Here is an 11,720-nt window from a genome sequence, read left to right as displayed (position 1 = left end):
CACACACCCGTCGGGCGACGCCGAGTCGGCCTGCCAGCGGCAACGAACGGGCTGTCAGCGGGTGGTGGGGGTGAGGTCCGCCTCGACCGGTGGTGGGGTGGTTGCGGTGGCGCGGCGGCGGCGCAGCTCGATCGGGAGCACCACCAGGGTGACCAACGCGCCCAGTGCCCCGGTGACCACGAAACCCCAGACCGGCGAGCTGGCGTCGATCACCGCGCCGGCGAGCGGCGCGCCGATCGCGATGCCCACGGTGACCGCCGACCCGTGCAGACCCATCGCCTCACCGCGTACCTGGGCCGGGACCAGTCGGCTCACCGCGTCGGAGCCGGCCGCGATGGTCGGTGCGCAGAGCGCCCCGGCCGGGATCAGCGCCAGGGACAGCAGCCACCAGTGCGCACCACCCAGCCCGACCGGGATGGTGCACAGCGCCAGCGCGGCGGTCAACGCCAGTGGGGAGAACGAGCGGTGTACAGCTCCGTAGGCGAACCCGCCGGCGAGTGAGGCGACCGCCCAGATGGCCAGCACCGCGCCGGTCCAGCCCACCTCGCCGCTGGCCCGCAGCACCGCGACCACCGCCACGTCGGTGCCGCCGAGCACCAGGGTCGCCGCGGCGCTGAGCGCCAGCACGGCGAGCAGTCGGGGAGTCAGCCACTCCCGGCGACGTACCGGCTGGGGTGGGCCGCTCGGCTCGGCGGTGGCCTCCCGGATCGGCGGGTTGACCACCCACAGGGCGATCCCGGCGGCGACGATGCCGCCGCCGACCAGGTACATGGTGGTCTGCGCGGAGATCGCGGTGACCAGGGCGACGGCCAACGCCGGGCCGATCATGAACGACAGCTCCACCGACATGGAGTCCAACGCGTACGCCGGGCGGCGTTGGTCCTCCGGGACCAGCGCGGCGATCGACTGACGGACCACGGAGAAGATCGGCAGGGCCAGCGAGCCGGCCACGAAGGCGAGCGGCAACAGCAGGGGGTACGACAGCGACGGCGCGATCGACCAGAAGACGGCCTCGGCGATGCCGGTGAGCACCAGCACCGGGCGGAGGCCCCGCCGGTCCACCAGTCGGCCGAGGACCGGCCCGCCGATCGCCGCGCCCACGGTGACGGCCGTGCCCACCAGGCCGGCGGCCCCGTAACCTCGACCGAGGTCGAACACCACGTGGAAGGTCAGCGTCACCCCGGTCGCGGTGAGCGGGATGCGGGCGAGGACGGCCACCACCAGCAGCGACCGCAGGCCGGGCAGTGCGAGCGCCTGCCGGTAAGGCTTCATGTTCACGTGGGTCCGTACCTCCGGCGACATCCTGGACGGGGGACGGCCCGATGGCCAACCATTTACGCCCTCATGCGGCAGTGATCACAGGATCCCCGTGCAGCGTCACCCCGGCGCCCTCCATCGCGCGCAGTGCCACGTCGGTGGTCGCCGGGGCGACGGCCGCGGTCAGCTCCAGCAGCACGGTCGTGGCGAACCCCTCCCGGGCGGCGTCCAGCGCCGTCGCCCGCACGCAGTGGTCGGTGGCGATGCCGACCACGTCGACCCGGTCCACGTCGTGCCGGCGCAGCCAGTCGGCCAGGCACTCGCCGTCGTCGGCGTGCCCCTCGAACCCGGAGTACGCGGCCGCGTGCTCGCCCTTGTGGAAGATCGCCTCGACCCGGGCGGTGTCCAGCTCGCTGTGGAACTCCGAGCCGCTGGTGCCGACCACGCAGTGCCGGGGCCAGGACTCCACGAAGTCCGGCGGATCGCCGAAGTGAGCGCCCGGGTCGACGTGGTAGTCCTTGGTGGCGACGACGTGTGTCCACCGGTCCGGCTCGTTGGCGAGCAGCCGGGAGATGCCCGCGGCCACCCCCGCGCCGCCCGCGACGGCCAACGAGCCGCCCTCGCAGAAGTCGTTCTGCACGTCCACGATGATCAGCGCGTTGGCCATCGGGTTCCTTTCCGGATCGGGTCGGCAGGAGGGCTTAGTCAGCGGGTACGACGGTGACCGGCACGGCCGGGTCACCGGCCGACAGCTTCAACCCCTCCCAGGGGATGGAGATCAGGCACTCCCGCAGGTGCTCCCGGGACTGGTCGAGGGTGGGCAGCGACACCGGCTCGCCGCCGACCACGTACGCGTGCTGGAGCATGCGGTCGTTGGGCTTCCGGTCCGGCACACCCTGCGGGACGATGATCTCCTCGGTGGCGGTGCCGGTCGGCTTGTGCCGGCGGACCGCGACCTTTCGACCGCCGATCGTCGCCTTGTGCTCGGAGCGTTTCACCACCGGCCGCCCCTCGACCTCGACGAGCTTGTAGACCAGCCCGGCGGTCGGCGCTCCGGAGCCGGTGACGACCGCCGTCCCGGCGCCGTACATGTCCACCGGTTCGGCGGCCAGCGCGGCAATCGCGTACTCGTCGAGGTCGCCGGACACGATGATCTTCGTTTCGGTGGCACCCAGCGAGTCGAGCAGCTCGCGGGACTGCTGGGCGATCACCGCCAGATCACCCGAGTCGATCCGTACGGCTCGCAGCTCCGGCCCGGCCACCGCGATCGCGTTGCGGATGCCCTGGCTGATGTCGTACGTGTCGACCAGCAGCGTGGTGTCCTTGCCCAGCGTGGCGACCTGCGAGGCGAACGCCGCCCGCTCGTCGTCGTGCAGCAGGGTGAACGCGTGTGCCGCCGTGCCCGCCGTCGGGATGCCGTAGCGGGCGCCGGCGGCGAGGTTGGACGTGAACCGGAACCCGGCCAGGTACGCGGCCCGGGCCGCGGCGACCGCGGCCTCCTCGTGCGCCCGACGCGAGCCCATCTCGATGAGCGCCCGGCCCCGCGCCGCGGTCACCATCCGTGCCGCCGCCGCGGCCACCGCGCTGTCGTGGTTGAGCACGGAGAGCACCAGCGTCTCGAGCACCACGCACTCGGCGAAGCCCCCGGAGACGGTGAGGATCGGTGAGCCGGGGAAGAACAGCTCACCCTCGGCGTACCCGTCGATGTCGCCGGTGAAGCGGTAGTCGGTGAGCCACGCGGCGGCCGCCTCGTCGACCACGCCGGTCCGGCGCAGGAAGTCGACCTCGGTGGGGTCGAACCGGAAGTCGCGGATCAGCTCAACCAGCCGGGCGGTGCCGGCGACCACGCCGTAGCGGCGACCACTGGGCAGCCGGCGGCTGAACACCTCGAAGACACACCGGCGGTCGGCGGTGCCGTCCCTCAGTGCCGCGCTGACCATGGTCAGCTCGTAGTGGTCGGTCAGCAGCGCGGGGCGGTTATTGCTCACCGCCCCAGCCTAAGGTTCAGCCCGCGTCGCCGCCCTCGTGGCCCGGGATCGAGCGCAACGCGGCCCACAGTTCGGTGCGGCCGGTCACACCGAGCTTGGCGTAGATCCGCTGGAGGTGGTTCTCCACGGTGCGGGCCGAGAGGTACAGCCGTTCGGCGATGGCCCGGCTGGGAGCGCCGTGCGCGGCGAGACGGGCCACCTGCCATTCCCGCTCGGTGAGCACCGGCGCCCCGGCGTGCAGCGCCGGCGTCCGGATCAGGTCACAACGCCCGAGCAACCCGGCCAGGCGCTCCCGCGCGTCGTTGGCCGCCGCCGAGTGCTGCCGGCGCAACCGCTGCACGGCCTGGGAGGTGGCCTCGGCCGCGTACACGGTCAACTCCAGGGCGGCATAGTCGTCGGCGACCGCGAGCAGGTCGGTGGCGGAGTCGGTCACCGCGGCGCGGGCGTGTCGGGCCAGCAGTGGCGGAAGCACCCCGTCGACCCGTTCGGACAGCTCGGCGAGGCGCTGGGCGACCGTCCGGCGGCCACCGTCGGAGCAGGTGGGGCCGACCGGCATGCTCGCCTGCTCCAGCCGCACCAGGTCGTGCAGGACGTGCACCTCGTGCCCGGCGAAGCCGTCCGCGCGCAGCCGGTCCACCAGGTCGCCGAGGTGCTTGACCGCGCCCGGCAGGTCGCCTGACGCGGCGAGGGCCGCGCCCCGGGCCTGCTCCAACCACGGGTACAGCACCGCCATGCCCGGCGCGTGGGTGCGGTCCGCCTCGGCCATCGCCGCCGTCGCCTGCGCGGTGTCACCGCGCAGTGCCGCCGACTGGGCGCGCTCGGCCTGGGCCAGGCCGGCGTAGACCCGGCTGGTGGCCAGCACCGCGCAGGCGCCCAGGGCCGTCCGCATGGCCGCGTCGCTCTGCCCGCGCATCCGGGCCGCGTACGCCTGGAGGATGGCGAGGTAGCCGGTGCCGAGCCGGAAGTCACCGGCGCCGGCGAGGTCGGCGAACTCGTCGGCGACGATCGCGTCGATGCCGGCCAGGTCGCCGGTCAGCATGAGCTTGGTGCCCCGGGCCAGCTCCAGGGCCAACTGGAGGTACGGCATGTCGGTGCGCCAGCTGGCGGCAGCGGAGTGCACCTGGGCGATGGCCGTACCGCTGCGGTTGAGCTGGCCCTCCACGGCCTGCACGTACGCGATGGTGGAACGCGCCAGCTCGCGGGCGGCGACGCCGGCGGCCGGCCGGTCCAGTACGCGTTGGCTGAGCCGCACGGCGGTTGCCGTGTCCATGCCGTGCAGGCGCATGATCGCCTCGAAGGCGTGCACCCGGGACCGGTCCGCGGAGTCGCTGAGTTGCTCGACGCGGCTGGCGATCTCCTCCACCGTGGACTCTCGACTCAACCCCCAGTAGCTGACCATTCCGCGCACCGTCAGCCAGCGGCAGAGCCGCCGCTCGTCGCCGGGCTCGGGGGTGACCGTGTCGAGGACGTCGATCGCCTCCTCGGGCCGGTCGGCGAACATCAGGATGGTGGCCAGCAGCTCTGCCGCGTCGGAGCCGCCGTCGGCGTTGAGCGCGGCCCGTGCCAGGCGGGTGGCCAACGGCACGTCGTAGCGGGTGAACGCCTGGATCGCGGCATCGACCAGGAGCGAAGGGTCCTGTGCGGTGCCCGAGTCGAGTCGCCAGACCGCCACGCGCAGCAGGTCGTCGCGGCGGCGCTTGCCCACCTGTTCGAGTAGTTCCGCGAGGTTCGCCTGGAGACGGCGGGTGCGGCTGACCGGGCAGCGGCGGCGCATCACCTCGCCGTAGAGCGGGTGGGCCAGCCGGACGTCGGTCCGCCGGTCGTGCTGGAGCACGGTGATCAGGCCGCGTTCCTCGGCGGTCTCCACGTCCGCCTGGTCGGCGGCCTGTTTGAGCAGGTGCAGACCGAGTGGCTCGCCGAAGGCCACCAGCTCGACGACCGCACGGACGCCGTCGGTGAGCTTGCCGACCCGGGTGTCGATCAGGTCGGTGAGGTTGGGTGCCAACTCCAGTCGCCCGGTCCACTTCCAGATCCCGTAGGTGCGCTTCAACTCCGCGCTGCCGCTCGCGGCGTGCACCAGCTCGCGGAGCAGCAGCGGGTTGCCGGCCGACAGCTCCCCGAGCCGGTCGGCGGAGCCGGGGTCCACCGGGCCACCGAGGATCGCCGCCAGCAGGCCCGCCGTCTCCTCCTGCGGCATCGGGCTCAGTTCGACGTGCTCGACCAGGTCGTCGGTCCAGAGTGCGCGGATCGGCAGCGGGATCTGCTCGCCGTCGCGCAGGGTGCCGAGCACTGTGGCGTTCTCCGCGCGGGCCACCAGGTGCACCAGCGCCGCCGAGGGCGGGTCGAGCAGGTGGGCGTCGTCGATGGCGAGCACGATGCGTCGGCCGGCCGCCTGCTGTTGCAGCACGTTGAGCGCCCAGCGCAGGATGCCGGCGGGGGAGAGGCCCTGGGGCTGCTCGGCGGGGAGGACCTGCACCAGACCGCCGAACGGCAACGCGGCGGTGGTGGCGCTGGCCGCGATGGACCAGATCGCGAACCGGTCGGTGGGCAACGCGTTGACGCCCTCGCGTAGCAGTCGGCTCTTGCCGATGCCCGCGCTGCCGCTGAAGAAGAGCCCTCGGCCGGCCTCACCGGTCACCGCCGCCAGCAGGCGGTTCAGCTCATCTGTCCGGCCGACGAACTCCCACCGACTCATCTGCGCAGCATATCGACCGGAATCCGTCCGCGCCCGCACCGTCACCGAACGAAGTTGAGTAGTCGCACAATTACCGATGAGTATCCGATGTGTTCCGCCCGGTCGCCGGCCCGCACGTACTGTTCGGGCATCCGGGTGGTGCACCGGATCTTCCACGCGACCGGGCAACCGGTCACCTGCCACGGGAGGTCACCTGATGAAGCAGGGCCCTCTCCCCTCGGTCGACTCGCCGGACGACATGGCCGGCCCAGCCGACCTGCCCACCTGCGGCCCGCTGCCCACTCGGGTCGGTGTGACCGGCCCTGCCCCTGACGAGCCGCTCGGCGTGGTCGCCGTCGGCCCGGCCGGCGCCGACCGGCGTGCCGTGCTCGCCACCCTGCTCGGGCTCGACCCGGTCATGCTCACCGTGCCGTCCGGCAGTTGGCTGGTGGTGCGCAACGCCAAGGTGCCCACTCGGGCCGCGTTCGTGCCCGGCTACCGCCAGCCGCACTCCTACGGCGCCGACCGCAACGCCGCCGGGCCCGCGTTGGCCCGTCCTCCCCGGCGTGTCGAGTTGAGCGTGCCCGAGCCGCTGCTGCGCCACTTCACCCTGATCGACAGTCCGGACACCGCCACGCTCGGCGTGGCCGGCACCCGGGTGTTGGTCGACGCGGTGGGCCGGGCCGGCGCGCTGCTCTTCGTGATCGCCGCCGACCAGGCGTTCACCGCCGCGGAGCTGAACCTGCTCACCGAGGTCGCCCCCACCTCGGTGGAGGTCGTCTTCGCGGTGACCCCTGGCGCGGCGGGTTGGGCCCCACCGGCGGACGGCACGGCGACTACGGAGGGCGCGGGGGCGTCCGTCCCGCCGGCCGAGGGCGCGGCGACGGAGGTCGACTCGGCCTCGGTCACCGTGGCGGCACATCGCGCGGCGCTGCTGGCCGCGGTGCCCGCGCTGGCCGGCGCACGGTGGTTCCCGGTCGGTGACGCCGACTCCGCCGCCGATCTGCGGCGCGCGCTGGTGGGTTGGTCGTCCCGAGAGGGCCTGCAACGGGCCAGCGTCGACCCGCCCGTGCTGCCGGGCGGGCAGGGCCGCATCCCGGTGGCCGCCGACCCGGGCGACTGGTCCGAACGACTCGACCGCCACACCCGTTCGTGCGCCCAGCGGATCCGCCAGCACCTCGCCCTGGAGCTGGCGAACATCCACCTGCGGGCGGTCCAGGAGATCGTCTTCGGGGTCGGCTGCGCGGGCCTACCGGATCTCCTGGACCGGGAGATGGCGGCGTTGTCGTTGTTGGCCACGGCGCAGTGCGACCAGGCGGTGCGCGGCATCACGGCCGACGTCGTGGGCCGGGTGCTCGCCGCGCCTCCCGCCGAGGGCGTACGGCGGCGGATCGCCACTGCCGTGCAGTACGGCCTGGTCGACGACCAGCCCGGTCACGAGTTGGACAAGGTGCTGCTGATCACCAGCACAGCCGGGGTCACGACGTTGACCGGGTCGGAGGCGATCGACGCCCTCGCCAGCTATCCGGCGGCGGCCCGCGCCGAGGTGCTCCCGCCCGTCGCGGTGGCGCTCTCCGGCGGGTGCTGGCAGCAGTGGCGTAGGCCCGGCAAAGACGACCACAGCGCGGCGCGGGCCTGGTCCCAGCGGGCGGTGCGGGAGGTCGAGCTGGGGTTGTCCCGGGAGATCTCCCGGCGGTTCGAGGTGATCCGCCTCTCGCTGGGCGCGGTGCTCTCCGATGCGGTCGACCACGGCACCCTGCTCGCCTGACCGCGCGGTGGCACCTCGGCCCGGGTTCGTGCCGCACCGCGCGTCAGACGGCGGGCGGGATGCCTCACGGGTGCCCGGGGTGGGCGATCCACGACGGTCCGGCGTTCCGGTTCCTCGGTTCCGGGAAACCGGTGGCACGATGGGGGGCATGGCGGCTCCGCAGGTTGCACCGGTCGAGACGCCGGCCACTGACGAGGTGCCGGCGTCCGACCGGCAGTGGGTGACGATCGTGTGGGACGACCCGGTCAATCTGATGACGTACGTGACCTGGGTCTTCCAGAAGCTTTTCGGCTACAGCCGGGAGAGGGCCGAGCAGCTGATGCTTGACGTGCACCACAAGGGCCGGGCTGTGGTCTCCACCGGTGCCCGGGAGCGGATGGAGCACGACGCGTCACAGTTGCACGCGTACGGCCTGTGGGCGACGGTGGACAAGTCGTGAGCATGTTCCGTCGTCAGGCCGGCTGTTACGTCGCCACCTTCGCCGTGGACGAGGCGCGGGTGTTGCGCAAGGTCGCCTCCGAGGTGGTCGGCCTCCTCACCGATGGCTTCGACCACACCGACCCGGTCGTCGGTCGGCTCTTCCCGGCGGTCTATCCGCAGGACGCTTCGGGCACCGCCGAGTTTCGCCGCTACACCGAGGGCGACCTGAAGACCGCGAAGATCGATCAGGCGGGGGCGATCCTGGCCGCGCTTCCCGACGAGGCGGGCGGCGAGGTCCGGCTGGACGCCGAGGCGGCCGAGGCGTGGCTGCGGGCGCTCAACGACGCCCGGCTCGCGATGGGTGTCCGGCTGGAGATCAAGGACGGCACGGATCTGGGCGAGGAGTTGGACGACGCGGTCGCCGAGGACCCGGCATCCAGCCGGGTGTTCCAGCTTTCGGTCTACGCGTACCTCGGATATTTGCAGGAGTCGCTGCTCAACGCCTTGATCGACTAGGCGTGACCGGCACCACTTCGGCCCGTGGTCGTCAGGCGTTAGGCTGGTGCTCGTGCTGAGCATCGACCGGTCGATCATCGACGCGATCGTCGCCCACGCGCGCCGGGATCACCCCGACGAGGCGTGCGGCGTGGTCGCCGGGCCCGTCGGCAGCGACACCCCGACCCGGCACATCCCGATGGACAACGCCGCGCGGTCGATGACCTTCTACGAGTTCGACTCGATGGAGCACCTGCGGGTGTGGCGGGAGATGGACGACCGGGACGAGGAGCCCGTCGTCATCTACCACTCGCACACCGCCACCGAGGCGTACCCGTCGCGGACGGATGTCTCCTTCGCGGGCGAGCCCGGCGCGCACTACCTGCTCGTCTCGACCCGTGAGCCCGACTCGGAGGAGATCCGGTCGTTCCGGATCGTCGACGGCGTGGTCACCGAGGAGCCGGTTCAGGTCGTGGAGGCCGGCGTCGACCCCCACGCCGTCCAGTCCTACATGTTCGGGCAGAGCCCGGCGACGGTCGACTACGAGTGTTCCGGCCGCTGATCCGTCAGCGTCCGACCCGTCTCGTCCCGTCACCGTAGGCACACCCGATCGAGGAGCTCGACATCATGGCCATTGAGGTTCGCATCCCCACCATCCTGCGTAGCTACACCGGCGGCGCCAAGGTCGTCGAAGGCACCGGCGACACCCTCGCCGACCTGCTCAACGACCTGGACTCCCGGCACGGCGGCCTGCGCGGCCGGCTGATCACCGAGACGGGCGCGTTGCACCGCTTCGTCAACGTCTACGTCAACGACGAGGACGTCCGCTTCCTCGGCGCACTGGACGCCAAGCTCTCCGACGGCGACAGCGTCACCATCCTGCCGGCCGTCGCCGGCGGCGCGTTCGGCTTCGCCGCCGCCGCGGCGATCAGCTCGCACGGTGCCGCCGCCGCGGCGATCAGCTCGCACGGTGCCGCCGCCGCGGCGATCAGCTCGCACGGTGCCGCCGCCGCGGCGATCAGCTCGCACGGTGCCGCCGCCGCGGCGATCAGCTCGCACGGTGCCGCCGCCGCGGCGGTGCGCGACGCCGTCGCGGTTCGCTGAGGTCGGCCGCCATGGCGCGGTACGACAGTCTGCTCGACGCGTGCGGGGGCACGCCGCTGGTCGGTCTGCCCCGGCTCTCCCCGACGGTGCCCGACGGGGCACCGCCGGTGCGGCTCTGGGCCAAGCTGGAGGACCGGAACCCCACCGGCAGCATCAAGGATCGCGCGGCGCTGTTCATGGTGCGGGCGGCGGAGGAGGCCGGCCGGCTGCGGGCGGGTGACACCATCCTCGAACCGACGAGTGGCAACACCGGCATCTCGTTGGCGATGGTGGCCAAGCTGCGCGGCTACCGGTTGGTCTGCGTGATGCCGGAGAACGTCTCCACCGAGCGGGTCCAGCTGCTCCGGATGTACGGGGCCGAGATCATCTTCTCGCCGGCGGCGGGCGGTTCCAACCAGGCGGTCGCCACGGCCAAGCAGATCGCGGCGGAGCACCCCGACTGGGTGATGCTCTACCAGTACGGCAACGAGGCGAACGCTCGGGCGCACTACGAGACGACCGGGCCGGAGCTGCTGCACGACCTGCCCGGCATCACGCACTTCGTGGCCGGGCTGGGCACCACCGGCACGTTGATGGGCACCGGTCGTTACCTGCGGGAGAAGGTCGACGGCATCCAGGTCGTGGCCGCCGAGCCTCGGTACGGCGAGCTGGTCTACGGGCTGCGCAACATCGACGAGGGGTACGTGCCGGAGCTGTACGACGCCTCGGTGCTCTCCCGGCGGTTCTCGGTCGGCACCCGGGACGCGGTGCTGCGTACCCGGCAGCTCGTGGAGGTGGAGGGCATCTTCGCCGGCTTCTCCACGGGCGCCATCCTGCACGCCGCGCTCGCGGTGGCGCACGAGGCGGTCCGCGACGGCCGGCGTGCCGACGTGGCCTTCGTGGTCTGCGACGGTGGATGGAAGTACCTGTCCACCGGTGCGTACGGCGGCACGCTCGCCGACGCCGAGGACGCCCTGGAGGGGCAGCTCTGGGCCTGACCGGTTGGGGTTGGTCGTTACGGGCCGTCGACGTGTGTCGGCGGCCCGTGTGCTGCCCGCCGCTCCGTGAGCGGGTGTCACGTTCGTGACAAGTTCCGTTGGATCATTCTTGCTGCCGGGTACCCGGGCGTAGGCTGCGCAGCGTGACGCACGCGTCGGTAGAGATCATGGCTGGAGCGACGGCCGACATGGATGCTACTGACAGTGACAGCGAGACCACTCGATGCGACTGACGGTCCTTGGCTGCGCCGGCAGCTTCCCCGGCCCCGAGGCGCCCTGTTCGGCATACCTCGTCGAGGCCGACGGTTTCCGGCTCCTGGTGGACTTCGGTTCCGGGTCGCTGTCCAGCCTCCAGCGGTACGCGGGCCTGCACGCCCCGGACGCGATCCTGCTGACCCACCTGCACTGCGACCACATCCTCGACGCCGTGACCTACGTGGTGGTCCGCCGGTACGCCCCGGAGGGCCCCTACCCGGCGCTGCCCGTGTACGCGCCGTCCGGTGCGCCGGACCGGCTCAGCGCCGCCTACGGCGACGACGGCACCGTCGAGGACGTGTACCAGTTCTACGCACTCCAGCCCGGCACCTTCCCGATCGGCCCGTTCACCGTCACCGTCGACCGGGTCAACCACCCGGTCGAGACGTACGGGGTGCGGCTGGAGCACGACGGCCGCTCGTTGTGTTACTCGTCGGACACCGCGCCCTGCGACGCGCTGCTGCGGCTGGCCCAGAACGCCGACGTCTTCCTCTGCGAGGCCAGCTACCTCGACGGGGTGGACAACCCACCGGACCTGCACCTGACCGGCCGGGAGGCCGGCGAGACGGCGACCAAGGCCGTGGTGGGTCGGTTGCTGCTCACCCACCTGGTCGCGGCCTGGGGCAGCGAGGCCCACACCTTGGAGTCGGCGGCCTCCGCGTACACCGGACCGATCGACGTGGTCCGTCCCGGCGCCAGTTACGACGTCTGACCACACCCCGTCCGGGTCGGGGTGTGCCGGGCCGTGGCGCGGGCTCACCGGTGCGCCGCGGGCACGACGC

10 protein-coding genes and 1 pseudogene are annotated in these 11,720 nt (G+C 72.5%); 7 read left to right on the top strand and 4 right to left on the bottom strand.

From position 1 onward, the window contains the following. Nucleotides 1-54 precede the first annotated feature (54 nt). Genes GA0070612_RS00555 through GA0070612_RS00540 form a run of 4 tightly spaced genes read right to left on the bottom strand, consistent with a single transcriptional unit; the run spans nt 55 to nt 5,940 of the window. The gene (locus GA0070612_RS00555) at nt 55-1,302 is read right to left on the bottom strand and encodes an MFS transporter (RefSeq protein WP_088986118.1); all 1,248 of its coding nucleotides are present in this window, start codon (nt 1,300-1,302) and stop codon (nt 55-57) included. Nucleotides 1,303-1,342: 40 nt separating this feature from the next. Next, the gene (locus tag GA0070612_RS00550; RefSeq protein ID WP_088986117.1) at nt 1,343-1,924 is read right to left on the bottom strand and encodes an isochorismatase family protein; all 582 of its coding nucleotides are present in this window, start codon (nt 1,922-1,924) and stop codon (nt 1,343-1,345) included. 34 nt (nt 1,925-1,958) lie between these two features. Next, nucleotides 1,959-3,245, bottom strand: coding sequence for a nicotinate phosphoribosyltransferase (locus GA0070612_RS00545; RefSeq protein ID WP_088986116.1), 1,287 nt, complete (start codon nt 3,243-3,245; stop codon nt 1,959-1,961). Between the two features lie 16 nt (nt 3,246-3,261). Then, complete coding sequence (locus tag GA0070612_RS00540; protein ID WP_088986115.1) at nt 3,262-5,940, bottom strand: LuxR C-terminal-related transcriptional regulator; 2,679 nt, start codon at nt 5,938-5,940, stop codon at nt 3,262-3,264. A 196-nt stretch (nt 5,941-6,136) separates the two neighbouring features. Here GA0070612_RS00540 and GA0070612_RS00535 point away from each other — a divergent pair, with 196 nt between their 5' ends. The 7 genes and pseudogenes from GA0070612_RS00535 to GA0070612_RS00505 all read left to right on the top strand — a co-directional run bounded on the left by GA0070612_RS00535 (nt 6,137) and on the right by GA0070612_RS00505 (nt 11,650). Continuing rightward, entirely contained in the window at nt 6,137-7,687 is a 1,551-nt protein-coding gene (locus GA0070612_RS00535; protein ID WP_088986114.1) for a P-loop NTPase family protein, read from the top strand. Nucleotides 7,688-7,835: 148 nt separating this feature from the next. Beyond that, nucleotides 7,836-8,126 (top strand): ATP-dependent Clp protease adapter ClpS, encoded by a 291-nt coding sequence (gene clpS, locus GA0070612_RS00530; protein ID WP_030487198.1) that lies wholly within the window; start codon nt 7,836-7,838, stop codon nt 8,124-8,126. A 2-nt stretch (nt 8,127-8,128) separates the two neighbouring features. Next, nucleotides 8,129-8,623 carry a DUF2017 domain-containing protein gene (locus GA0070612_RS00525; protein ID WP_197699390.1) on the top strand — a complete coding sequence of 165 codons (495 nt, stop codon included), beginning with the start codon at nt 8,129-8,131 and terminating at the stop codon, nt 8,621-8,623. 52 nt (nt 8,624-8,675) lie between these two features. Continuing rightward, nucleotides 8,676-9,164 (top strand): Mov34/MPN/PAD-1 family protein, encoded by a 489-nt coding sequence (locus tag GA0070612_RS00520; RefSeq protein WP_088991173.1) that lies wholly within the window; start codon nt 8,676-8,678, stop codon nt 9,162-9,164. Between the two features lie 65 nt (nt 9,165-9,229). Beyond that, nucleotides 9,230-9,529: pseudogene (locus tag GA0070612_RS00515) on the top strand (MoaD family protein); the annotation flags it as partial. A 188-nt stretch (nt 9,530-9,717) separates the two neighbouring features. Beyond that, a complete protein-coding gene (locus GA0070612_RS00510) occupies nt 9,718-10,683 on the top strand; it encodes a PLP-dependent cysteine synthase family protein (protein ID WP_088986112.1) in 966 nt (321 codons plus the stop codon). 223 nt (nt 10,684-10,906) lie between these two features. Further along, a complete protein-coding gene (locus tag GA0070612_RS00505; protein ID WP_088986111.1) occupies nt 10,907-11,650 on the top strand; it encodes an MBL fold metallo-hydrolase in 744 nt (247 codons plus the stop codon). The last annotated feature ends 70 nt before the right edge of the window (nt 11,651-11,720 follow it).

The sequence above is a fragment of the Micromonospora chokoriensis genome, assembly GCF_900091505.1.
Lineage (GTDB): Bacteria > Actinomycetota > Actinomycetes > Mycobacteriales > Micromonosporaceae > Micromonospora > Micromonospora chokoriensis.
The sequence above is the reverse complement of the archived record's forward strand: the minus strand, read 5'-3'. Positions and strand labels throughout refer to the sequence as shown.